The sequence below is a fragment of the Methylobacterium platani genome (assembly GCF_001653715.1).
GTDB lineage: Bacteria > Pseudomonadota > Alphaproteobacteria > Rhizobiales > Beijerinckiaceae > Methylobacterium > Methylobacterium platani.
In genome coordinates this window covers 46,071-66,834 of record NZ_LWHQ01000005.1, presented here as the reverse complement: position 1 = coordinate 66,834, position 20,764 = coordinate 46,071, and the positions used below count along the sequence as shown (strand labels likewise).

Sequence of the window (20,764 nt, the reverse complement as noted above, 5' to 3'; positions counted from 1 at the left end):
ATGACTGCCGAGTGAAATAGACGATGTCAAAGAGCCAACCGGCCCGCAGCCATAAGGGCCGGCTTTGTTCGTCAGGGGTCGAGCGTGTCGCGCGCCTCGCGCAGGGCGTCGCTCATGATCTCCCTGACCTGGAGAGTGCGGATCGCTTTCCGCTTGCCGCCCAGATCCCCCAGCATGTGCAGGATGTAGGCAGCACGATCGGCCTGAAGCGCCGCGATCTCGGCGATGATACCGTCCCTGCCGGCGCCGGCCCGCAAACCGAGAGCGTGTTCGATCAGGCCGATGGTCTGGGCATTGATGGCCGCGACCACCGCATCTTCGTCGGCATCGTCCGGCAGCCCGAGACGGCGGGCGAGCACCGACAGATCGGTTTCCGCAGCTTGGTCCTTCGCCATCGGCTCACCCTCGTCCCTGACATGCCCCGCAGATGGCCCCAGGTGCTTCAATTCCATCTTCAAAAAATTTCCGCACCCCGAGTGGCCGCCGACGCCCTTCGGCCGCCTACGGCCAATTTTCGAGGGGCGCCGATCTTGCCGATTGCGAAGCCCCCGCCGCTCGCCTTACCTTCACGTCCGGCCGAGTCATTCGCCATCCGTCGCATGTCGGCGTGGGGAAGTGGCGTCCCCACGGCCCTCGCTCGCCCTCACGGGCGGGCGAGACAGACGATGCCCCGATATGAAGCGCTTCACCACGGCGAAGCGCTTCGCCGCACAAGGGGCCCGGGGGCGCATGGACGCTTCGCTGACGCGCAGATCGCGCGCGGCATCAGCGGGCACCCTGCATCATGACGGACGCCAAGGTCCGCGCGTCGTCGCGCAAGTCTGGAGAGGAGTGGGCGAGGCGGAATAGGGAGCCGGACGGAAGGGCCTTGCTCCGCCACCTTGAACGCATCGCAGATCCCGCAGACCTTCCGGTCGTTATTGCCGCCATCGCCGGCCGGAGGGTTTTTATTCCGCGGACCCCGACCCGGGGCAACATCTTCTGTCGGGCGCTGGGAGCGGATAAGGGCATAGAGCTTGTCCGCCGGCTGAATGCAGATGAGCCGTATGGTTGCGAAATTGACGTCCCCTTGGCAGAAACGGGCGCGGCCGAAATTCGCAGGCGCATGATCAGACAAGGGATCATAGAGAGCTCGAAGAACGGCATTAATACAACAGATACGGCCATGAAATTAGGGATCACGCGGCGTCGAGTTCAACAGCTACGCCGCCAACTTATCGACGAAGGTACCCTCTCCGAAGAGGATGCGCGCCGCTCTGGAAACGGGCGCTGCAAATCGGACAGACCCAAATAGCGGAGAAGCGCTTCGCCGTGCTGAAGCTCTTCCTCACGTGCGACAGTCAACTTATCGACTGATCGCATGTCTGAGGATGGTTTGATGGCAAGCGCAGGTCGCAAGATCCTGTACGCCATTGCGGAGCTTCGTGGGGCAGACATCGCGCGCTGTGTCGGGGAGGCTTGCGCCGGGCGGTGCGTGCGGTTCGGCGCGACTGCGCTGGCCAGGGATACTCACCCGTTTCGCCAAGCGCTCGGCGCCAAGGTTGCGCAAGAACTCGTCGCGCTCCTGCGGGCGAAGGACTTGCCTTTGCGTGCAACGATCTTCCCGTCATGTTCCGAGACGGAGCATCAGCGCCTGCAACGCGAACGCGCCGCATTGATCCGTCGCCTATTGCTGTCGGGCGCCAGCACATCGGACATCGTCCGCGAGGCGAAGATTTCCAGCCGTGCGGTGCATGCCCACCGCGCGAAGCTACGCGCCGAAAAGCCAGCATCCATCTCGACGATCGACATCAAGGCCTTCGGCCCAGGCAAGCAGCACTCCCCCGATGCGGGCGAGACCAACGACCGTTCGCCGACCATGCGGTCACCATCAACCCGGAGCGAAACATGACCTATCGCACACCGCACCTCCGGGTCATCGGCCCCGGCAGCGACGACATGCTCACGACATGGGGCAGCAAGCTCATCGGCGTGCGGCTCATCGATCGGCTCGATGGCGAGAGCGACGAGGCAATCTTCCGGTTCACGCGCAAGAAGCCCTACATGGAAATCCCGCCGCAGGGCACGCCCTACACGGTCCAGGCTGGATGGTCGGCGCAGGGCATGGCGCTGTTCGGCCGGTACACCTTCCAGCGCGTTCACATCTTCGGCGAGCCCAAGCAGGGGCAGCAACTCCACCTGATCTGCCGAGCGGCCGACTTCAACGACGATCTCAAGAAAGTTGATAGTCAGCACTTCGACAAGGAGAACGGCCACTCGACGTTGGGCGACATGTTCAACAGCCTGTTCAAGTCGAGCGGCTCCCGGGTGCTCATCCACCCCGACATCGCCAGCATCCCCGTACCCGACGGCTACGCCCTGCGCTGGCGCGAGACCGCGCTCGATTTCGCCATGGGGATTGCGGAGAACGTCGGCGCCGTCGTGAAGCCGATGGACGGCAAGATCCTGATCCTGAAGCGCGGATCGCTGCAATCGGTGTCCGGCCAGGACTTGCCGGTCATCCAAATGCAGTTCGATGAAAACTATAGCTTCGATGTCGAGCGCGAGCCGAAATACGAATATCAAGAGGTTTCGGCAAGTTATCTTGATACCGATAAGGGCACCCTGGAGCAGGAAAAGCAGTCGTCCGGCAAGCAAGGCGCGGCCGACGCGCTGCCGCACCCGTTCTCGGGATCGGACGGCGCCAAACGGGCCGCCGCCGCCGCAGCGGTCGAGCTGGCCGGCGCCACGGGTCAAGGCCTCTTCACGAAGGTCGGCGACCCGGCGGCCACGGCAGGGGCTCGGGTGGCGTGCAGCGGGTTCGGGACACCGATCGACGAAACAACGTGGGAGGCTGAGTGCGTCACCCACGAGATCGTCCCGACTGTCGGCTGGACTACGACTGTTGAGACAAGGGTTGTCGATTGACCTGTCCGATCCTCTGTTCTCCACAAAAAGCTGAGCGTCCAATGTCAATATCAAATTTCCACACTACACCTCCCGCCCTGCCAGCCTTCAATGTTTCGACGGCTTTGCTCGCCAGCGAGGTTCCAGCCGGCGCGGCCGGCGCGGCGCCGGAGTGGATCAAGATCACGCCGCGCGGCACCGCGGACACCCGTGACGGCAGGGTCTATCTCTTCGATCCGGAAAAGCTGGTAGCGCGCTTCAAGGCTGATGCGATCGATCTCGCGACCGACATCGATCATGCCCTGGCGCTCAGGGCGACCAAGGGCGAGAAGGCCGACGCCATCGGCTGGGTGAAGGAGCTGAAGGCGCAGCCGGACGGGACCTACGCCCGCGTCGAGTGGCTGCCGGCTGGCAAGGCGACGCTGGCGGCGAGGACGCACCGCTACGTGAGCCCGACCTTCCATCACACGGAGGCCGGCGAGGCGACGTGGATACATTCCGTGTCCCTGGTGGCGGCACCGGCCCTCAACATGCCGGCCCTCGCCAGTGCCCTCCCGGGTGGGCCGGGCGAGGCTCCCGCCACCGTCCGCCAGGCCCTGGGCCTCGACGCCATAGCCGACGATGCCGCCTGCCTCGCGGCAATCGGCGAGCTGCGCGCCGCCTTCGTGCCGATCGGGCTGTTCAACGATGCCGTCGCAACGCTGAACGCGGCCAACGGCACCATCGCCGAGCTGCGCAGCACCGACCGCAAGCGCAAGGTCGGGGAGTTGATCGAAGGCGCCTTGCGGGCGTTCAAGATCACCCCGGCGCAGAGAGCGCAGTACGAAGCGCTCTGCCAGACCGAAGCCGGCTTTACGCACGTCGCGACGCTGTTCGCCAATACAACGCCGATGTTTCAGCCTTCCGGCCTGGATCAGCGCCGGCCCGACACCGGCAATGCTTTGGAGACACCCGAGATGCTGGCGGCCCGAGCTGCCCGCTACCGCGAGGCGCAGGCAGCGGCCGGGCTGGCGCTCACCCACGCCGAGGCAGTGCGAGCCCTCACCAGTAATCCGTCCCTCGGGCGGTGAGCATCCCCTCTTCTTCTCCCCACTATTGAGAGACCAAATCGATGGCCAACCGTCCCTTCCAGGTCGACCCTGTTCAAACAGCCATTTCCATCGGCTACCGCAACGACCGTCTCAGCTACATCGCGGACGACGTTCTGCCCCGTGTCCCGGTCGGAGCCTCGAAGTTCTCTTGGACGTTTCTTCCGATCCATCAGGCATTCACCGTCCCAAACACCGAAGTGGGCCGGCGTGGGCGCCTGGAGCGTGTCGAGTTCAACGGTGAGGAGCGTACCAGCGAGACGAAGGATTATGGCTTGGAGGACAGTATTCCCCAGTCGGATATCGATGATGCCAAGGCTATGCGGACGCGAGGGCTCGGAACGTTCGATCCCGTCGATACCGCAACCACCCTGCTTACCGACCTGATCCTGATCGACCGGGAGGTGCGGGTTGCGACCATGGTCCAGAACCCGGCCAACTATGCGCCCGACAAGCGTCTTGCACTCTCCGGGAGCGACCGGTTCAGCGATCCGGCAAGCGACATCATCGGCACGCTGAAGGCGGCGTTCAACTCCACGCTGGTGTTCCGCCCGAACACGGTCACGATGGGCCGAGAGGCCTGGAGCGGTATCTCCTCGCATCCTCAACTGGTCAATGCGGTCAAAGGCAACGTGACGAGCAAGGGTATCATCTCGCCCGCCGAGTTCGTGGAGCTATTTGCGGGCGAAGGCCTGAAGAAGCTCAATATCGGCGAGGCGTTCATCAACACGTCCCGCCGCGGCCAGGCGCCGTCCCTCAGCCGGGTTTGGGGCAAATCGATCTCTCTCACCTACATCAACCCGAGCGCCCGCCCGGAACAATCCGCGACCTTCGGGATGACGGCGCAGTACGGAACGCGGGTGGCGGGAAGCTATGAGGACAAGAACATTGGTCTCGACGGCGGATTGGTCGTGCGTGTCGGCGAGCGGGTGAGGGAGGTCATCACCGCCCCGGATGCCGGTTTCCTCATTCAGAACGCCGTGGCGTAGCACTACGGGGCAGCTTGAAGGGCGCTTCAATGAGCGATGAACCCGACGATCTCTCGCCCATCGAGCTTCCCTCCGGCCTGCTGGGGGAGCCCGCACGCGCACTGCCGGCCTTCGCGCGGCTCGACGGCCGCATCGTCGTCCTGATCGATGCGGCGGACTATCGCGTCCTCCTTGCGGCTCGCATGCAGGGCACTCCCGCGCCGCGCCCGCGGGTGCGCCGCGCCGAGACGCGTGGGCTATCCACGATCGAACGGGACGGTGAAGTATCCGACTTCCTCCGGGAGCGGTTCCGCGGGCGGGAGACGATCGCGGCGCTTCACACCGCCTGCGTGGAGCGGTTCGGCCGGGAGCGAGCACCGTCACGAGGCCGGATCCAGGTCTATCGCTCGCGGTGGATGGATCACCGATGACCGAGGATGCTGCGGCACCAGCACCGGTTCACGGCACGATCTCTGGTGTGGAGGTGGTGACGATCCCGCTCGCGCATTATGCCGAGCTGCTGGACTGCCAACGGCGGCTTGCTGTCGCCAGCATTCCCGCCGCTCGCTACACGGCCGATCCTCGCAGCCGCGTCGAGCGCGACCCGGAGGTGGCGACCTTCCTCGCCGAATGCCTGGGCGTGCGGCTGCTGAAGGACACTCACGCGCAATGCCTGAGGCGCTTCGGGGCGGATCGAACGCCCGGGAAGTCCACGATCCAACGCTACTGGACGCGGCTCGGACGGTGAGCCTGCGCCAGAAACCATCCCGGGCAGGATAGGGTGATCCCGGGTGCGCCCGCCAAATTCATATCGCCGTCGCCAGATACCGATGACAGACACAGGCGCCGCAGCAACGGGCGGGATAGACCGGGATATCGCCCGGTGATCGGGCGATGAGCGCCGGCAACGCGCGGGCGGGGGACCGGCGCCGAACTGTCCGCCGCGCCGGTCCGGGGCTCAGGCGCCGGCCCTGCCGGTCATCCCCTCCCCTTGCGCCCCTTGTATTTCGGCTTCTGCCCCGGGAAGCCCTGCGTCGAGCGGCCGGTCGGGCGCTCGGCGTAGGTGAACGGCACCTCGCGGTCGGTGCCCGGGCCCATGTCGTCGAGGTCGGGCTGGCGGATGCGGGTGCCCTCGTCGGTGGTGCCCTTGCCGCCCGGGCCGTAGCCGAGCGGCTCCAGGGAGTCGGGGCCCCTGCGCTTGCGCTTGGCGCCGAAGCGGCCGGCCTCGCGCTCGACCTCGGCCTGGCCCGCCATCGGGTCGTCGGCGATGGCGAGCTCGGTCGCCTGGAGCCGCTTGAGCTCGTCGCGCAGGCGCGCCGCCTCCTCGAAGTCGAGATCGGCGGCGGCGGTCCGCATCCGCTTCTCGAGGTCGGCCATCACCGCCTTGAGGTTGTGGCCGACCGTGACGGCGGACTTGGCCAGCCCCGTATCGACCTGGACGTGGTCGCGCTCGAACACGCTCTCCAGGATGTCGGCGATGTTGCGCTTCACGCTCTGGGGCGTGATGCCGTGCTCCGCGTTGTAGGCGAGCTGCTTCTTGCGCCGGCGCTCGGTCTCGGCCATCGCCCGCTCCATCGAGCCGGTGACGTGGTCGGCGTACAGGATGCAGCGCGCGTCCGCGTTGCGGGCGGCGCGGCCGATGGTCTGGATCAGCGAGGTCTCGGAGCGCAGGAAGCCCTCCTTGTCGGCGTCGAGGATGCCGACGAGGGCGCATTCCGGGATGTCGAGGCCCTCGCGCAGGAGGTTGATGCCGATCAGCACGTCGAAGGCGCCGAGCCGCAGGTCGCGGATGATCTCGATGCGCTCCAGCGTGTCGATGTCGGAGTGCATGTAGCGCACCCTGACGCCGTTCTCGTGCAGGTACTCGGTCAGGTCCTCGGCCATGCGCTTGGTGAGCGTCGTCACCAGGGTGCGGTAGCCGGCGGCCGCCACCTCCTTCACCTCGCCGAGGAGGTCGTCGACCTGGGAGCGGGCCGGGCGCACCTCGATGACCGGATCGACGAGGCCGGTCGGGCGGATGACCTGCTCGGCGAAGACGCCGCCGGTCTGCTCCAGCTCCCACTTCGCCGGGGTCGCCGAGACGTGGATCGATTGCGGGCGCATCGCGTCCCATTCCTCGAACCGCAACGGGCGGTTGTCGAGGCAGGAGGGCAGCCGGAAGCCGTACTCGGCCAGCGTCGCCTTGCGGCGGAAGTCGCCCCGGTACATGCCGCCGATCTGCGAGACCGTGACGTGGCTCTCGTCGGTGAAGACCAGCGCGTTGTCGGGCAGGTACTCGAACAGGGTCGGCGGCGGCTCGCCGGGCTTGCGGCCGGTGAGGTAGCGCGAATAGTTCTCGATGCCGTTGCAGGCCCCCGTCGCCTCGATCATCTCGAGGTCGAAGGTGCAGCGCTGTTCCAGGCGCTGGGCCTCGATCAGCCGGCCCATCCGGGTCAGCTCCTCGACCCGCCACTTCAGCTCGTCCTTGATGCCCTTGACCGCCTGCTGCAGCGTCGGGCGCGGCGTGACGTAGTGGCTGTTGGCGTAGACCTTGACGAACTTGAGGGTGTTGAGGGTCTTGCCGGTGAGCGGGTCGAACTCTGAGATCGCCTCGATCTCGTCGCCGAACAGGCCGATGCGCCAGCCGCGATCCTCCAGGTGGGCCGGCCACAGCTCGATCACGTCGCCCCGCACCCGGAAGGTGCCGCGGGCGAAGTCGGACTGGATGCGCTTGTATTGCAGCGCCACGAGGTCCGCGACGAGCTGGCGCTGCTCGATCTTCTCGCCGAGGCTGACGGTGAACGACATCGCCGTGTAGGTCTCGACCGAGCCGATGCCGTAGATGCACGACACCGAGGCGACGATGATGACGTCGTCGCGCTCCAAGAGCGCCCGGGTGGCCGAGTGGCGCATCCGGTCGATCTGCTCGTTGATCGACGATTCTTTCTCGATGAAGGTGTCGGAGCGCGCGACGTAGGCCTCGGGCTGGTAATAATCGTAGTAGGAAACGAAATACTCGACGGCGTTGTCGGGGAAGAAGCTCTTGAACTCGCCGTAGAGCTGCGCCGCCAGGGTCTTGTTGGGAGCCAGGATCAGGGCCGGGCGCTGGGTCTCCTCGATGACCTTGGCCATCGTGAAGGTCTTGCCCGATCCCGTCACGCCGAGGAGCACCTGGTCGCGCTCGCTCGCCTGCACGCCGGCGACGAGCTCGGCGATGGCGCGGGGCTGGTCGCCGGCCGGGGTGAAGTCGGATTTCAGCCGGAACGGGACGCCGCCTTCGGATTTCTGCGGCCGGTCGGGGCGGTGGGGCCGCCACAGCTCGCCGTTCTTGAACAGCGGGTTGCCCTCGGTGAGGAGCTTGGTCAGCGCGTCGACCGTGGCCGAGACGCCCTCGCTCGCCAGCGATCCGCGCTCCTCCACCGCCTCGCCGTCCGGCTCGCGTAAGCCCAGCGCCTGGGCCAGCGCCGGCTCGACGTCGGCCGCGTCGCCCTGCGCGAAGGTGGCCTGGGGCGCCTCGCCGAACCCGTCGGGCGCCGCGCCCCTCGACGCGCCCCTGGCCCGGCGGCCGGGTTTCGGCGCGGCCTCGGCTACATCCTTGCGCGGGCGGCCCCGCTTCGGTGGCTCGGGCGGGGGCGGCGGCGGCTCGGCGGCGGGCAGGCGGTCGCGGTTCAGCGCCGGGTTCAGCAACTCGGCGAGGAAGGGATCCAGCGGCCTCAGCTCGGGCTTCGAGGCCTTGCCGGTCGACAGGCGGGGCTTCTTCGGGGCGGGCATGGGAGTGATATGGCAACCGGCGCCGGGGCCGGAAAGGGTTCTCGTCAGCGCACCTTGGTCAGCGCACCTTGGCGACCGCGAGGGTCTCGCCCTCGACGAACGCGAAGCCGATGCCGGCCCGGCGCAGGGCGGCGAGCGCTGCCCCGCGGCTGCGCGCCGCCGGCCCCTCGCCGCCCTCCTCCAGGCGTCGGATGGTCGAGAGCGACAGGCCGCTGGCGGCGGCGAGGTCCGCCATCGACCAGTCGAGCAGGCCGCGGGCGGCGCGCAGATGCGCGCCCCGGACGGCCTGTTCCAGGCCGCGCCGCGCCAGGCCCGCGGGCGCCGGCCGGACCCCGTCGATCCGGGAATTCAGGCTGGCCCAGGTCTCGATCCGCCCCTCGGCGTCGCGCACCGGGGCGAACACGCCGCGGAACCGCCCGCGTTCACCGTGGGCCAGCGCCAGGTGCTGCTCGACGACGAAGGACCGCCCGGTTTCGAGCAGCGAGCGGATCCGGTCGCAGGCCCGCTCGCGCTCCTCCGGCACCAGGACCTGCGTCCAGTCGGCGTGGAAATCCTGCTGCGACAGGCCGGTGAGGCTCAGGAGCTCGCGCGAGGCGATGCGGAACGGGGTGCCGCAGGGCGAGGCGTGCGTCCAGGCCTGGGCCTGCTCGAACAGGGCCCGGCGGCGGCGCTGCTCCTCCCGCTGCAGGACAGCCAGGCGCTCGGCGTCGGTGACGTCGAGCACCACCCCGGCCACCGCCCGCGGCCGGCCCTCCGGGGTGACGTAGATGGTGCCGCGGGAGGTCAGCACCCGCAGCGACCCGTCGGGCCGGATCACCCGGACGGTGTGGTCGTTGAAGATCCCGTCGCGCATCACCTGGGCATTGGCCTCGACGACCGGCCGGTCCTCCGGATGGACGAGGCTCAGGAACAGGCCGTAATCCGCCCTCACCGCGCCCGGCGCGAAGCCGAGCAGCCGGTAGAAGCCCGGGGACCAGGCCTGCTCGCCGGTGGCGAAGGTCCAGGTCCAGCTGCCGGTCAGGCCGTGCGCCTCGACGAGGCGCAGGACGTCGCGGTCGGGGAAGGCGGCCCCGGGGAGGAGCGCCGGGCAGGCGGCGTCCGGGACGGGCCCGGCCCGCAGGGCGGGGTCGACCGCCAGCGAGGCGGCGCGCCGGCTCACGACGGCCTCCCGGCATCGGCCGCGGCGGGGACCGGCCCGCTCGGTGCGGCCCACGTCCCGGGCAGCGGGTCGTCGGCGCACAGGGCCGCCGGCAGGCCGCGGTCCCAGGGCGGGTCGGCGAAGCGGGCGGCCACGAACGCGACCAGCGCCCGGACCTTGGCCGGCGGGTTGCGGCGCGACGGCATCACCGCGTGGATCGGCAGCGCCGGGATCGGCCCGAGGTCGAGCGCCACCAGGCCGCCGCGGCGCAAGGCGGCGGCGACCAGGAAGGTCGGCTGGTAGATCACCCCGAGTCCGGCTTCCGCCGCGGCCACCAGCGCGGCGCCGTTCGAGGCGCGCAAGCTCCCCGCGACCGATACCGTGCCGCCCTCGAAGCGCCAGCCGTCGCTGCTCGCCAGGGTGTAGCCGAGGCAATTGTGCCCGGCGAGATCCTCCGGGCGGCGCGGCCGCCCCCGTGCCGCCAGGTAGGCCGGCGCGGCGCAGACGCGCATCCGGCACGGGGCCAGCGCCCGGGCGACCAGGCTCGACTCGCGCAGGTGGCCGATGCGCAAGGCGAGATCCCACCCCTCCTCGATCAGGTCGACCGGCCGGTCGTTGAGGCCGAGCTCGACGGTGAGCGACGGATGGGCCCGGCCGAACTCGGCCAGGGCCGGGGCGACCTGCAGCACCCCGAACGAGACCGGCACGTTGAGCCGCAGGGTGCCGCGGGGCTCCTCCGCCTCGGCCCCGGCCGCCGCCTCGGCCTCGTCGATCTCGACGAGGATGCGCTCGCAGGCCTCGAGGTAGCGCCGGCCGGCCTCGGTCAGGGTCAGGCGGCGGGTGCTGCGGTGCAGCAGCCGGGCGCCGAGCCGCTCCTCGAGGGCGGCGACGTGCTTGGTCACCCCGCTCTGGGACAAAGCGAGCGCCCGCGCGGCCGCCGAGAAGCTGCCGGTCGCGGCGACGCGCGCGAAGATCTGCATTCCGGTCAGGCGATCGGGCACGGCTCGATCTCACTCCAGGAGTGTGAGGTGATGACACGACATGCCGGATTTCCGGACGATCCGAAAGGTTGCACTCTGCGCAGGAGAGACCACCGGCGCCAGCCGCCGCGGAGGACGCGACCATGACCGCACCCATCGATCCAGGCACCCGCATCGGCCACGTCCACCTGCGGGTGGCCGACCTCGACCGGGCGCTCGGCTTCTATTGCGGCGTGCTCGGCTTCACGCTGATGCAGCGCTACGGCCGGGAGGCCGCCTTCGTGTCGGCCGGCGGCTACCATCACCATATCGGGCTCAACACCTGGGACAGCGCCGGCGGCACCCCGCCGCCCCCCGGCCATACCGGCCTCTACCACGTGGCGATCCTCTACCCGACCCGGGCGGCGCTCGCCGATGCGCTCGCGCGCCTCGACGCCGCCGGCATCCCGCTCACCGGCGCGAGCGACCACGGCGTCAGCGAGGCGCTCTATCTCGACGATCCGGACCGCAACGGCGTGGAGCTGTACCGCGACCGGCCCGAGAGCGAGTGGCCGCGGGACGAGGAGGGCGGGCTGAGGATGGTGACCCGCCGCCTCGACCTCGCGTCCCTGCGGGCGGCGGCTACTCGGCCGTAGGGGCCTCGGGCGCCGGCTCGGAGGCGGACTCGGGGGCGCGGAAATACGGCTCGACCGGGCCCTTCAGCTTCACCGTCATCGGGTTGCCGAAGCGGTCCTTGGCGTTGCCGGCGGCGAGCCGCACCCAGCCCTCGCTCACGCAATATTCCTCGACGTTGGTCTTCTCGACGCCCTTGAAGCGCACGCCGACGCCGCGCTCCAGCAGGGCGGCGTCGTGGAAGGGGCTGCGCGGGTCGGTGCTGAGGCGGTCGGGCGGGGTATCGGTCATCGGGCAAGGCTCCGGAACGGAATCGGCGCCCCAGGTAGCCGCTCCCGGCGCCGCTGCCAATCCGCCTCCGGTCCGGGCCGCTCCTTGGAATTTTCATAATTCGCACGATAATACAGAATAGGATCTCCAAAATAGAAATCCTCCAATATTTCGGTGTGATCTTGCGCCGTCCCGTGTCGTGCTGCATTCAGGGCGAGCCGATCCCCGGCACTATCCCGACCAGGATCCCGACATGGAGGCCGCGATGGCGCGCGCGCTGATGCTGATTCACGGCTGTGCCGGACTGATCCGGGAAGGCTGGCCCCCGGTCGGCCTGTCCTGGGAGCGGCTGGTCGTCCTGTTCAGCGAGGCGGAGGGCGCACGATGACGACGATGAAGACCGACGCGACGACCCTGCACCGGCGCGAGCGCCTGCGGAGCGAGGCCGAGGCCCGCGGCCAGGCCGCCCTCGAACAGGCCCTGACGCTCGCCTTCTGGGACGCGCTGGAGCGCGGCCCGCTGCCGCCGATGGCGGCGCTCGAGGCCGCTGCCCGCACCGTCGGCGCGCTCTATCGCCAGATCGCCTCCCTGCACGGCCCGTCGCCGCGCTGCGGCTGCGGCTGGAGCCCCGAGCCCGACGAGGACCTGATCCGGCTCGAGGCGATGCTGGCGGCGACCCTGGTCGAGCGGCCGCGGCCGGCCTTGGCCGACCTGCCGGTGCAGGGGCGGGCGTGAGGGCCTGCTTACCCTGTACGGCGGATCCGACGCCATCCCTCGTCGTGCCGCGATAGCGAAACTCGGCCTGATATCGATCCTGCCGAGGCCTCGTCCGGTGCAGTGAACGCCGGCTCGTCGGACGATGCCTCGCATTCATCGATCCGTCTCGGCGCGATCGGGCAGGCATCGACACGGTCCACGACACCGCGACCTAAGCCCGCGCGCCTTGCCCGGACGCCTCGGCGCCGACGCGAGGAGAGAGACCTCGCGGGCTTAGCCAGCACCTTCGAACGGCTCCGTCCGAAGGCGCGGCGGTATCACAGGATGACGATCCTCATAGGCCTGCCCCTGTCACCGACGGCTGAACCGAAGCGGAAGGAGATCCGGGAAAGAAGTGCGATGCATGAAGGATCTTGCGTCTGCCGGAACCACGCTTGCCGGTGCCCAACCAAGTGCCGAGCCTACTGGGTGCCGTGCCTGCTGGTCGGCACCGTTGACGCATATGCGCCATTGGCGTACAAGCCCACGTGCCCGACGAATTGCACACCGTCATCGAGACCGAAACATACCTTCGCTCGGCCGAGAGGCTGATGACCGAGGCGGAGCGGGCGGCCGTCGTCGACTTCTTCGCCGGCAATCCGCAGTCAGGAGACGTGATCCCGGGCGCCGGAGGGCTGCGCAAGGTCCGCGTTCCCCTGGCGGGCCGCGGCAAGCGGGGTGGAGCCCGGGTCATCTCGTGCTTCGTCGGCCGGCGCGGCGTCTACCTGCTCCTCGCTTACGCGAAGAACGAGCAGGTCAACCCGACCCCGGAGCAAGCCCGCATCCTGGCCCGGCTGGTCGAAGACCTGTCCTGAGGAGGCTTCATGGACGACGCCCTGTTCAACGATCTCACGCGCAGCCTGGAGCAGGCTGCCGTCCATGCCCGCGGCGAGAGCGTGCCGGGCCTGCAGGTCCACGTCCCGCGTGAGGTCGATATCGCGGCGATCCGGAAAGCGGCCGCACTCTCTCAGGATGCGTTCGCCAGGCGGATCGGCGTCGCCGTCGGCACCCTGCGGAACTGGGAGCAAGGCCGCCGCAGACCCGAGGGACCCGCACGTGTGCTGCTGGCGCTCCTGGAGCGGAATCCCCGCCTCGTCGAGGAGACCCTGGAGCCGCAGAGATAATGCCGCCGCGCCCTCGAACGGACTCGTTCGCGGGCGCGGCGGCACAAGGCCAGCGGTCGCCGAAGAACGATCGTCGGTTCCACGCTCGGGATTTCGATGCCGGATCGACGACCTCCTCGATTCCTGGCGGGCCCGGGATCGAATCCGGGTGACGATCGAGGGCGTCGACACGACGCCCTCGGCCTCTCACCGCGGCGCCGTCCCGTCCGGCCGGTTCGACGGCATCCCGCCGGGGGCGTCGGGATAGGCGGTGCTCGGCACCGGGCCGGCCTGGCCGACCGAACTGCTCGGCGTCGGCGTCCGGCTCGCATCCGCCGCGCCCGAGGGGCCGGGCGCCGCCGGGCACGGGCCCGAGCCCGGGCAGGCGGCGTGGTCGGTGGCGACCGGGCGGCCGTTCCGCTCGGCGGCGGGCTGGCCGCCCGGGCTGTCCGGGTAGGCCGCGGCCCCGCCGGGCTGGCGCGAGGGGGCGGCCGGGGTCGGCGAGCCCTGGGCGAGGGCCGGGGCCGCCGGGAGAGCGCCGGCGGCGAGGGCGGCGAGCAGGGCGAGGGATGCTCGGCGCATCAGATGTCCCGCCTCTGCATCGCGCCGGCGATGTGGTCGGCCTGGCGGAGCGCCAGCGCCACGATGGTCAGGGTCGGGTTGCAGGCCGCCCCTGACGTGAACTGGCTGCCGTCGGAGACGAACAGGTTCTTCACGTCGTGGGTCTGGCCGAACTTGTTCAGCACGCCGTCCCGCGGCTTCGCGCTCATCCGGTTGGTGCCCATGTTGTGGGTGCTCGGATAGGGCGTGACCGGGTAGGTGACGGTGGCGCCGACCGCCTCGTAGATCGCCGCGCCCTGCTTGTAGGCGTGGTTGCGCATCGCGACGTCGTTGGGGTGGTCGTCGTAGTGGACGCTCGCCACCGGCATGCCGTGCTTGTCCTTGACGGCCGGGTCGAGGGTGATGCGGTTCGTCTCCTGCGGCATGTCCTCGCCGACGAGCCACATCCCGGCCATGCGCGGGTACTGCTCCATCGCGCTGGTGAAGGAGCGGCCCCAGGCGCCGGGATTGAGGAAGGCCGCCATGAACGGCACGCCGAGCGACACCGTCTCCATCTCGTAGCCGCCGGAGAAGCCGCGCTTCGGGTCGTGATGGGCCTCGTCCCGGATGATGCCCGCCATGGTGGTGCCGCGGTACATGTGCACCGACTTCTCGAACACGCCGTAGACGCTGCCGGTCATGTGCCGCATGTAGTTGCGGCCGACCTGCCCCGAGGAATTGGCGAGCCCGTCCGGGAACAGCGACGAGGCGCTGTTGAGGAGCAGCCGCGGGCTCTCGATCGAGTTGCCGGCCACCGCGACGATGCGGGCCTTCTGGCGCTGCAGCTTGCCGTCGGCATCGGCATAGACCACGCCCGTCACCTTGCCGGCGGCGTCGTGCTCGATGCGCAGCGCCATGCAGTTCGGGCGGACCTCCAGGTTGCCGGTCTCCTCGCCGCGGGGGATCTCGGCGATCAGCGTCGACCACTTCGCGCCCGATTTGCAGCCCTGGAAGCAGAAGCCGATCTGCTGGCACGCGCCGCGGTCGTGGCGCTCCTCGCTGTTGATCGCCATCCGGCCGGTATGGACCTCCTTGTAGCCGACGCGGCGGGCGCCGGCCTCCATGACCTTGAAGTTGTTGTTGCCGGGCAGGCCCGGGATGGCGTTGGTGCGGGTCACGCCCATCCGGTCCTCGGCCTTCGTGTACCACGGGTCGAGCTCGGCCCGGGTGATCGGCCAGTCGAGGAGGTTGGCGCCCGGCAGCGCGCCGTAATGGTCGCGGATGCGGAACTCGTGCTCCTCGAAGCGCAAGCTCGCGCCGGCCCAGTGCACGGTGGAACCGCCCACCGCCTTGACGATCCAGGCCGGCAGGTTGGGGAAGTCCCGCGCCACCCGCCACGAGCCCGAGGTCGTGCGCATGTCGGTCCAGGCGAGCTGGGCGAAGCTCGCCCATTCGTCGTTGACGAAATCCTCCATGTTGTGGCGGGCGCCCGCCTCGAGGATGACGGTGCGGATGCCCTTGAGCGCCAGCTCGGTCCCCAGCGTGCCGCCGCCGGCGCCGGAGCCGACGATGACGACGAGACCGTCGTCGTTCAGGTCGAATGTGGCCATGGTTTCCTCCGGTCCGCGCGGCCGGGCCGGCGCGGTCGTTCATTGATTGTTCTTATGATGACGGTCAGCGGAAGTGGCGTGCGAGACCGGTCAGACCTTCGGCAGCCAGTCGATGTCGTTGAAGCCGCGGTTGATGTAGCCGCCCTTGTCGGCCGAGGATCCCTCGTAGCCGAATTTCGGCCAGATCTCGGGCTGGTTGTAGAGCGAGACGACGAGGTCGGAGCGGATCTTCTTGAAGAAGTCGGTGTGGCTGATGCCGTCCAGCACCGCGACGCGGTCGGCCTCCCAGCCGATCTGGGCGTAAGGGACCTTGTGGCGGGCCTGCGCATCCTCGTCGAGGCGGCGCACGCCGGAGGTCAGCAGCCCCTTCACGGCCGGGTCGGCGGCGGCCTTGCCGTCCCAGGGCTTGATCGCCGTGACGTAGTAGACGTCGGCGAGGAAGTCGTGCGGGTAGATGTCCCGCGCCATCTTCACCAGGGTCTTCAGCTCGGCCGGGGACAGGGCGGCGCCGTTCTCGGCCCAGGCCTCCGACACCTGGAGCCCGGCGCCGGTGGCGAGCGCGGCGGCCGGCGCCGCGACGGCGGCGCTCTGCAGGAAGCCGCGGCGGCTGAACCGCGTGCGCGGATCGACTTCTCTCATCGGGTGTCTCCTCGGATGGTGGTGTTATGGTGTGCTCGTCCCGGCCGGCGCGGGGCGCGTCTGCGCGCGCTCCCGCACCGCCCGTCGTCGGGTCAGGCGAAGCGGCCGCCCTTCTGGATCACCTCGATCTTGTAGCCGTCGGGATCGGTGGCGAAGAAGAACCGGGCCAGCGTCCTGCCCTGGTGTTGGAAGTCCTTGACCGGGGTCGCGGGCAGCCCCTCCTTCGTGAAGCGGGCATGCTCGGCATCGACGTCGTCGACGACGACCGCGAGGTGGCCGTAGCCGTTGCCGAGGTCGTAGGGCTCGGTGCGGTCGAAGTTGACCGTCAGCTCCAGCTCGAACGGCGACGAGGGGTGACGCAGGTAGAGAAGCGCGAAACCGTCGAAGCCGATGCGCTCGGCGAGCTCGAGGCCGAAGGCGCGGGCGTAGTAGGCGCGGGAGCGCTCCTCGTCGAGGACGCGGATCATCGAGTGGACGGGCTTGGCCATCGGCAGCGGGAACCTCGTTGCGGTGCGGGCGCCGCGCCGTGCGGCCGCCCTCTCGCCCTTAGACTAGCTCCAGGGAGCCGGCCCGGGTGGTAGCGGGATGTGACGCCCGCCGCGGCATGGGCGCGGGGCGCGCACCTCGCGCAGCGAAACGGCAGGCCGGCGCACGCCGGGCGAGCGGTTCTTGTTCCGCGCCGCCGCGTGCGCGGGGACACATCACGGGGCTCGGCGCATCCCTATATTCCAATCATCGCAGCAGAGGCGGGCCACGACGACCGGTCCGCACAACGTCAAGGAGCCTGAATACCACATGAAGACCCGCATCGCCGCCGTCGTCACCGCGTTTGTCCTTGGCGCCGCTCCGATCTCGTCCGCCATGGCATTCAGCGCCAACTCTCCCGCTACCCCGTTCGCCCCCCGCGACGTCGAGATCACGGGTTCGATCGGTTCGGCCAATACCAGCGTGCCGTTCTACGGCGCCTGCCCGATGAGCTCGGCCTCCGAGGGCAACGCCAACCAGCAGAACTTCCCGGTCAAGCAGTACGGCCAGACCGCCGGCGGGCACCGCTGCTGATCCACGCGACCGACCCGGCCCTTCGAACGGAGATTTTTCCATGAGCGACATGAAGCTTCTGCGCGCCGTCTCCTACGGCATGATCGGCGTCCTGGCCGGCGGCCTCGCGATGACGATCGTCGGCACCGCCAACGCCCTGATGAGCATGTGACCGCCAAGAAGGACCGCCCCCGGGGCGGTCCTTTCCGTTCGCGCCGGACCGTTTTGGCGGCTCCGCCCGGAACCGCAGAGCTTCCGGGCGCTTTGCCCTGGTGCCCGCCCGATCGCGAACCGTCCCGGAGCCTGCCATGTCCCCGCTCGTCTCCCCGCTCGTCCGCCCCGGCCTGACGGCCCTGCTCGCGATCCTGGCGATCGCCACCCCGGCCCTCGCGATCTCGGATCGCCGCGACCAGCCGACCCAGGCCGATGTTCCGGACACGGCGCGGGGCGGATCGTCCGAGGTGGCGCCGCCGCAGGCGATCCGGCCCGACACCAAGGTGATGCCCGGCGATACCGGCCTGAGCGGCAATGCGCGGGCGCGCACCAACCCCCTCGAGCAGCTCGACGCCAAGGACCGCCGCGCCACCGGCGGCGGCGACGGGGCCGGCGACCGGCGCTGAGGCAACCGCGGCGGGGCGTTGCGGTTTAACCCTGGCGCGCGGCGAACCTCCCGCGCGGCACGTGCGACGGGAGACGCCCATGGGACTGCTCGACCAGGTCATCGGTTCGGTGCTCGGCAACGTGCTGGGGGGCGGGAGCCGGCAGGGCGGCCATCCGGATAGCGGCGGCGGGGCGATGTCGCCCCTCGTCAAGGCGCTGCTGATGCTGCTCGCCGCCAAGGCGATGAACGGCGGCTTCGGCGACATCTTCGGCGGCGGCCGCCGCCCGGTGCCGCAGGCCGGGCCGGAGGACGGCTACGCGCCCGATCCGCACGGCTACGGCGCGCCCGACCCGCGCGACGAGGCGCCCCGCTCCCGGCGCGGCGAGGACCCGAACAATCCCTATTCCGACCTCGCCGGCATGCTCGACGGCCCCGGCGGCGGCACCGCGTCCCCCTCCCCGTCGGCCGGCGGCGTCCGGAACCCGTTCGACCAGGACCCCTCCGGCCGGAGTTCCGTCGACAACGGCGCCGGCCCCTATTCCCGACTCGACCGGGAGCAGCCCGACGACGCGGGCGGCGGCGGCCTCGACCACCTCATCGACCGCTTCCGCCAGGGCGGCCTCGGCGAGATGATCGAATCCTGGATCGGGCCGGGCCACAACCGGCCGATCCAGCCCCAGCAGCTCGCCCAGGCGCTCGGGCCCGACACGGTCGACACCCTGAGCCGCCAGACCGGCCTGGGCCGCGACGACCTCCTGGCGCAGCTCGCCCAGGTGCTGCCGGGCGTGATCGACGGGCTGACCCCGCAGGGCCGGCGGCCGAACCACGACGAGATGCGCGGCTGGTGAGCCCGCGACCGCCGCGAGAGGGGTGAGGCCGAGAGGGTGAGACGATGACCTACGAGCTTCATTACTGGCCGGCGATCCAGGGCCGGGGCGAGTTCGTCCGCCTCGCCCTTGAGGAGGCCGGCGCGGATTACGTCGACGTCGCCCGCCAGGACGGCATCGACGGCCTGGTGGCCGGGCTCGACGCGCCGCCCCGCCCGCCCTTCGCCCCGCCCTACCTGCGCGACGGCGACCTGGTGATCGGCCAGACCGCCGCGATCCTGCTCCATCTCGGGCCGCGCCTCGGCCTCGTGGCCGAGAGCGAGGCCGACCGGATCTGGACCCACCAGATCCAGCTCACCATCGCCGACGCGGTGGCGGAGGCGCACGACACCCACCACCCGATCGCCTCCGCGCTCTACTACGAGGACCAGAAGCCCGAGGCCGCGCGGCGGGCCGAGGATTTCCGCCGGAACCGGATCCCCAAGTTCCTCGGCTGGCTCGAGCGGGTGCTGGCGACGAACCCGGCCGGCCCGCGCCACCTCGTCGGCGACCGCCTGAGCTACGCCGACCTGTCGCTGTTCCAGCTCGTCGAGGGCCTGGCCTACGCCTTCCCGCGGGCGACCGAGCGGGCGCTCGCCGACACCCCGAAGCTCGTCGCCCTCCACCGCCTCGTGGCGGCCCGGCCGCGCATCGGCGCCTACCTGGCGAGCGACCGGCGTGTTCCGTTCAGCGAGGACGGGGTGTTCCGGCGCTACCCCGAGCTCGACGGCTGAGCCTCGGGCGTGTCGCGGCACCCGGGAGCGGGGCCGCGGCGGCTTTCGGGTGCGGGTTAATCCGCAAATTGAATTGCGCTTGTTAAACAATCTGAACGTGTATTCGTCCGATCCGATCGAGCGCTGCCCGGGCTGTCGCCCGTCCGCAACAGCCGGTCGCGGCTCGCGACCCCGCGCCAACTCATTGATCTTACAGCATTCTCCCTGAAGCGCGTTGCGGCCGCGCAACAGGCTGTGTCCGCAAATGAACGCCCTACCTTGGCTGTTAATAGAAAATTAACCATTTCGGCGCGAAACTCCCCTTAACAAATCGTTCACCACATCGCGCCTCGACGCGCGGGCCGAAAGACGTCGCAAGTCCACCGCGACGCCTCGGCACCACTCCGACATGACGAGAATAAACAGAACCGCTGCCTTGATTGGCAACGGAACACGATAACTCGTCGACAAATCCTGGGGGCTGGCGTGTATATCGTCGTCGACGAGCGGCAGAGCGTGGCCGCGCAGTACGTGGAAGGCTTCGGCTCGGAAGGCGTGGCGGCCCGCGGGCTGGACGTGCGGGACGTCCGGACCTGGATCGACGCCACGCCGGTCCAGGACCTCGAGGCAGTGCAAGGCTTCGTCATCGGCGACTGCGCCGACCGCACCGCCTTCACCGAGCTGCTGCGCGGCCTGTCGCGGGCGCCGATCATCGCGCTCAACGAGACCCGCTCGCTGGAGCAGACCCTCGCGCTGTTCACCGCCGGCATCGACGACGTGGTGCGCAAGCCGGTCCACGTCCGCGAGATCATCGCCCGGGCCGGCGCGATCCGCCGCCGGACCAACCGCAGCGAGGCGACGAAGCCCGCGAGCACCCCGGACCGCAGCGGCCGCCTGACCGTCCACACCGACGGGCGCGACCCCGAGATCGACGGCCAGAGCCTGCTCCTGCCCCGGCGCGAGCGCGACATCCTGGACTACCTCGCCCGCAACCGCGGCCGGCCGGTGACCAAGGGCCAGATCTTCAAGGCGGTCTACGGCGACCTCGACACCGCGGTCGACGAGAGCGTGGTCGAGGGCCACATCAGCAAGCTGCGCAAGAAGCTGCGGATGCGCCTGGGCTACGACCCGATCGAGGCCAAGCGCCTGGCCGGCTACACCTTCGTCGGCTGAAGCCCCAGTCGGGTCCCGCGATGCGAAAGAAGG

Annotated in this window: 26 protein-coding genes; 17 read left to right on the top strand and 9 right to left on the bottom strand. The window is 69.7% G+C overall.

The genetic code is table 11. The features are described from left to right. Positions 1–71: 71 nt before the first annotated feature. A complete protein-coding gene (locus A5481_RS01465; RefSeq protein ID WP_048434448.1) occupies positions 72–395 on the bottom strand; it encodes a phage protease in 324 nt (107 codons plus the stop codon). A gap of 473 nt (positions 396–868) precedes the next feature. Between A5481_RS01465 and A5481_RS33200 the strand changes: the two genes are divergently transcribed. The 7 genes from A5481_RS33200 to A5481_RS01440 all read left to right on the top strand — a co-directional run bounded on the left by A5481_RS33200 (position 869) and on the right by A5481_RS01440 (position 5,690). Beyond that, the gene (locus tag A5481_RS33200; RefSeq protein WP_156311869.1) at positions 869–1,294 is read left to right on the top strand and encodes a hypothetical protein; all 426 of its coding nucleotides are present in this window, start codon (positions 869–871) and stop codon (positions 1,292–1,294) included. Positions 1,295–1,378: 84 nt separating this feature from the next. After that, the gene (locus A5481_RS33195) at positions 1,379–1,891 is read left to right on the top strand and encodes a hypothetical protein (protein ID WP_156311868.1); all 513 of its coding nucleotides are present in this window, start codon (positions 1,379–1,381) and stop codon (positions 1,889–1,891) included. Continuing rightward, positions 1,888–2,907 (top strand): phage late control D family protein, encoded by a 1,020-nt coding sequence (locus A5481_RS01460; RefSeq protein WP_048434447.1) that lies wholly within the window; start codon positions 1,888–1,890, stop codon positions 2,905–2,907. The genes A5481_RS33195 and A5481_RS01460 overlap by 4 nt, the downstream gene beginning before the upstream one ends. Before the next feature lie 104 nt (positions 2,908–3,011). Then, positions 3,012–3,956 carry a phage protease gene (locus A5481_RS01455; protein ID WP_053082392.1) on the top strand — a complete coding sequence of 315 codons (945 nt, stop codon included), beginning with the start codon at positions 3,012–3,014 and terminating at the stop codon, positions 3,954–3,956. A gap of 41 nt (positions 3,957–3,997) precedes the next feature. Next, positions 3,998–4,963 carry a hypothetical protein gene (locus A5481_RS01450; RefSeq protein WP_048434445.1) on the top strand — a complete coding sequence of 322 codons (966 nt, stop codon included), beginning with the start codon at positions 3,998–4,000 and terminating at the stop codon, positions 4,961–4,963. 29 nt (positions 4,964–4,992) lie between these two features. After that, the gene (locus A5481_RS01445; protein WP_048434444.1) at positions 4,993–5,373 is read left to right on the top strand and encodes a hypothetical protein; all 381 of its coding nucleotides are present in this window, start codon (positions 4,993–4,995) and stop codon (positions 5,371–5,373) included. Further along, positions 5,370–5,690 carry a hypothetical protein gene (locus tag A5481_RS01440; protein ID WP_048434443.1) on the top strand — a complete coding sequence of 107 codons (321 nt, stop codon included), beginning with the start codon at positions 5,370–5,372 and terminating at the stop codon, positions 5,688–5,690. The genes A5481_RS01445 and A5481_RS01440 overlap by 4 nt, the downstream gene beginning before the upstream one ends. Positions 5,691–5,920: 230 nt before the next feature. Here A5481_RS01440 and uvrB read toward each other — a convergent pair whose 3' ends face one another. From uvrB to A5481_RS01425, 3 genes are read right to left on the bottom strand one after another with little or no spacing between them, the layout of a single operon-like run. Further along, positions 5,921–8,692 (bottom strand): excinuclease ABC subunit UvrB, encoded by a 2,772-nt coding sequence (gene uvrB / locus A5481_RS01435; RefSeq protein WP_048434442.1) that lies wholly within the window; start codon positions 8,690–8,692, stop codon positions 5,921–5,923. Positions 8,693–8,750: 58 nt separating this feature from the next. After that, the gene (locus tag A5481_RS01430) at positions 8,751–9,851 is read right to left on the bottom strand and encodes a PAS domain-containing protein (protein ID WP_245238873.1); all 1,101 of its coding nucleotides are present in this window, start codon (positions 9,849–9,851) and stop codon (positions 8,751–8,753) included. After that, positions 9,848–10,831: a LysR family transcriptional regulator gene (locus A5481_RS01425; protein WP_082173160.1), complete on the bottom strand. Its 984-nt coding sequence runs from the start codon at positions 10,829–10,831 to the stop codon at positions 9,848–9,850. Before A5481_RS01425 ends, A5481_RS01430 begins: the two co-directional genes overlap by 4 nt. Positions 10,832–10,953: 122 nt before the next feature. On the opposite strand from A5481_RS01425, the gene A5481_RS01420 reads away from it, so the two are divergent. After that, a complete protein-coding gene (locus tag A5481_RS01420) occupies positions 10,954–11,445 on the top strand; it encodes a VOC family protein (protein WP_048434441.1) in 492 nt (163 codons plus the stop codon). Here the strand turns inward: A5481_RS01420 and A5481_RS01415 are convergent. Beyond that, on the bottom strand, positions 11,432–11,713 hold the full coding sequence (locus tag A5481_RS01415) for a DUF3297 family protein (RefSeq protein ID WP_048434440.1): 282 nt from the start codon (positions 11,711–11,713) through the stop codon (positions 11,432–11,434). The two genes, A5481_RS01420 and A5481_RS01415, sit on opposite strands and share 14 nt — an antisense overlap. Positions 11,714–11,945: 232 nt before the next feature. On the opposite strand from A5481_RS01415, the gene A5481_RS35645 reads away from it, so the two are divergent. From A5481_RS35645 to A5481_RS01400, 4 genes are all read left to right on the top strand, one after another. Then, positions 11,946–12,080 carry a hypothetical protein gene (locus A5481_RS35645; protein ID WP_280818851.1) on the top strand — a complete coding sequence of 45 codons (135 nt, stop codon included), beginning with the start codon at positions 11,946–11,948 and terminating at the stop codon, positions 12,078–12,080. After that, positions 12,077–12,427 carry a hypothetical protein gene (locus A5481_RS01410; protein WP_245238872.1) on the top strand — a complete coding sequence of 117 codons (351 nt, stop codon included), beginning with the start codon at positions 12,077–12,079 and terminating at the stop codon, positions 12,425–12,427. Before A5481_RS35645 ends, A5481_RS01410 begins: the two co-directional genes overlap by 4 nt. Positions 12,428–12,999: 572 nt before the next feature. Then, positions 13,000–13,263: a type II toxin-antitoxin system RelE/ParE family toxin gene (locus A5481_RS01405; RefSeq protein WP_245238870.1), complete on the top strand. Its 264-nt coding sequence runs from the start codon at positions 13,000–13,002 to the stop codon at positions 13,261–13,263. A gap of 9 nt (positions 13,264–13,272) precedes the next feature. Further along, the gene (locus tag A5481_RS01400; protein ID WP_048434438.1) at positions 13,273–13,572 is read left to right on the top strand and encodes a helix-turn-helix domain-containing protein; all 300 of its coding nucleotides are present in this window, start codon (positions 13,273–13,275) and stop codon (positions 13,570–13,572) included. A 186-nt stretch (positions 13,573–13,758) separates the two neighbouring features. On the opposite strand, the gene A5481_RS01395 is transcribed toward A5481_RS01400, so the two are convergent. The 4 genes from A5481_RS01395 to A5481_RS01380 all read right to left on the bottom strand — a co-directional run bounded on the left by A5481_RS01395 (position 13,759) and on the right by A5481_RS01380 (position 16,828). Beyond that, on the bottom strand, positions 13,759–14,133 hold the full coding sequence (locus A5481_RS01395; RefSeq protein ID WP_048434437.1) for a hypothetical protein: 375 nt from the start codon (positions 14,131–14,133) through the stop codon (positions 13,759–13,761). Then, positions 14,133–15,701, bottom strand: coding sequence for a GMC family oxidoreductase (locus A5481_RS01390; RefSeq protein ID WP_048434436.1), 1,569 nt, complete (start codon positions 15,699–15,701; stop codon positions 14,133–14,135). Before A5481_RS01390 ends, A5481_RS01395 begins: the two co-directional genes overlap by 1 nt. A gap of 90 nt (positions 15,702–15,791) precedes the next feature. Further along, on the bottom strand, positions 15,792–16,340 hold the full coding sequence (locus tag A5481_RS01385; RefSeq protein ID WP_048434435.1) for a twin-arginine translocation signal domain-containing protein: 549 nt from the start codon (positions 16,338–16,340) through the stop codon (positions 15,792–15,794). 92 nt (positions 16,341–16,432) lie between these two features. Continuing rightward, positions 16,433–16,828 carry a VOC family protein gene (locus tag A5481_RS01380; protein ID WP_048434434.1) on the bottom strand — a complete coding sequence of 132 codons (396 nt, stop codon included), beginning with the start codon at positions 16,826–16,828 and terminating at the stop codon, positions 16,433–16,435. Between the two features lie 307 nt (positions 16,829–17,135). Here A5481_RS01380 and A5481_RS01375 point away from each other — a divergent pair, with 307 nt between their 5' ends. The 5 genes from A5481_RS01375 to A5481_RS01355 all read left to right on the top strand — a co-directional run bounded on the left by A5481_RS01375 (position 17,136) and on the right by A5481_RS01355 (position 20,731). Continuing rightward, positions 17,136–17,399 (top strand): hypothetical protein, encoded by a 264-nt coding sequence (locus tag A5481_RS01375; RefSeq protein ID WP_048434433.1) that lies wholly within the window; start codon positions 17,136–17,138, stop codon positions 17,397–17,399. Between the two features lie 287 nt (positions 17,400–17,686). Next, complete coding sequence (locus tag A5481_RS01370; RefSeq protein WP_048434432.1) at positions 17,687–17,998, top strand: hypothetical protein; 312 nt, start codon at positions 17,687–17,689, stop codon at positions 17,996–17,998. Positions 17,999–18,077: 79 nt separating this feature from the next. Next, the gene (locus tag A5481_RS01365; protein WP_048434431.1) at positions 18,078–18,827 is read left to right on the top strand and encodes a YidB family protein; all 750 of its coding nucleotides are present in this window, start codon (positions 18,078–18,080) and stop codon (positions 18,825–18,827) included. A 44-nt stretch (positions 18,828–18,871) separates the two neighbouring features. Continuing rightward, a complete protein-coding gene (locus A5481_RS01360) occupies positions 18,872–19,579 on the top strand; it encodes a glutathione S-transferase (protein ID WP_048434430.1) in 708 nt (235 codons plus the stop codon). 465 nt (positions 19,580–20,044) lie between these two features. Then, positions 20,045–20,731 carry a response regulator transcription factor gene (locus tag A5481_RS01355; protein WP_048434429.1) on the top strand — a complete coding sequence of 229 codons (687 nt, stop codon included), beginning with the start codon at positions 20,045–20,047 and terminating at the stop codon, positions 20,729–20,731. Positions 20,732–20,764 lie beyond the last annotated feature (33 nt).

Bases quoted from the DNA above. Each gene is read 5' to 3' on its own strand.
- A5481_RS01400 (WP_048434438.1), top strand. From the start codon at position 13,273: ATGGACGACGCCCTGTTCAACGATCTCACGCGCAGCCTGGAGCAGGCT.
- A5481_RS01395 (WP_048434437.1), bottom strand. From the start codon at position 14,133: ATGCGCCGAGCATCCCTCGCCCTGCTCGCCGCCCTCGCCGCCGGCGCT.
- A5481_RS01465 (WP_048434448.1), bottom strand. From the start codon at position 395: ATGGCGAAGGACCAAGCTGCGGAAACCGATCTGTCGGTGCTCGCCCGC.
- A5481_RS01365 (WP_048434431.1), top strand. From the start codon at position 18,078: ATGGGACTGCTCGACCAGGTCATCGGTTCGGTGCTCGGCAACGTGCTG.
- A5481_RS01385 (WP_048434435.1), bottom strand. From the start codon at position 16,340: ATGAGAGAAGTCGATCCGCGCACGCGGTTCAGCCGCCGCGGCTTCCTG.
- A5481_RS01375 (WP_048434433.1), top strand. From the start codon at position 17,136: ATGAAGACCCGCATCGCCGCCGTCGTCACCGCGTTTGTCCTTGGCGCC.
- A5481_RS01390 (WP_048434436.1), bottom strand. From the start codon at position 15,701: ATGGCCACATTCGACCTGAACGACGACGGTCTCGTCGTCATCGTCGGC.
- A5481_RS01360 (WP_048434430.1), top strand. From the start codon at position 18,872: ATGACCTACGAGCTTCATTACTGGCCGGCGATCCAGGGCCGGGGCGAG.
- A5481_RS01460 (WP_048434447.1), top strand. From the start codon at position 1,888: ATGACCTATCGCACACCGCACCTCCGGGTCATCGGCCCCGGCAGCGAC.
- A5481_RS33195 (WP_156311868.1), top strand. From the start codon at position 1,379: ATGGCAAGCGCAGGTCGCAAGATCCTGTACGCCATTGCGGAGCTTCGT.
- uvrB (WP_048434442.1), bottom strand. From the start codon at position 8,692: ATGCCCGCCCCGAAGAAGCCCCGCCTGTCGACCGGCAAGGCCTCGAAG.
- A5481_RS01445 (WP_048434444.1), top strand. From the start codon at position 4,993: ATGAGCGATGAACCCGACGATCTCTCGCCCATCGAGCTTCCCTCCGGC.
- A5481_RS01415 (WP_048434440.1), bottom strand. From the start codon at position 11,713: ATGACCGATACCCCGCCCGACCGCCTCAGCACCGACCCGCGCAGCCCC.
- A5481_RS01410 (WP_245238872.1), top strand. From the start codon at position 12,077: ATGACGACGATGAAGACCGACGCGACGACCCTGCACCGGCGCGAGCGC.
- A5481_RS01450 (WP_048434445.1), top strand. From the start codon at position 3,998: ATGGCCAACCGTCCCTTCCAGGTCGACCCTGTTCAAACAGCCATTTCC.
- A5481_RS01420 (WP_048434441.1), top strand. From the start codon at position 10,954: ATGACCGCACCCATCGATCCAGGCACCCGCATCGGCCACGTCCACCTG.
- A5481_RS01370 (WP_048434432.1), top strand. From the start codon at position 17,687: ATGTCCCCGCTCGTCTCCCCGCTCGTCCGCCCCGGCCTGACGGCCCTG.
- A5481_RS35645 (WP_280818851.1), top strand. From the start codon at position 11,946: ATGGAGGCCGCGATGGCGCGCGCGCTGATGCTGATTCACGGCTGTGCC.
- A5481_RS01405 (WP_245238870.1), top strand. From the start codon at position 13,000: ATGACCGAGGCGGAGCGGGCGGCCGTCGTCGACTTCTTCGCCGGCAAT.
- A5481_RS01380 (WP_048434434.1), bottom strand. From the start codon at position 16,828: ATGGCCAAGCCCGTCCACTCGATGATCCGCGTCCTCGACGAGGAGCGC.
- A5481_RS01440 (WP_048434443.1), top strand. From the start codon at position 5,370: ATGACCGAGGATGCTGCGGCACCAGCACCGGTTCACGGCACGATCTCT.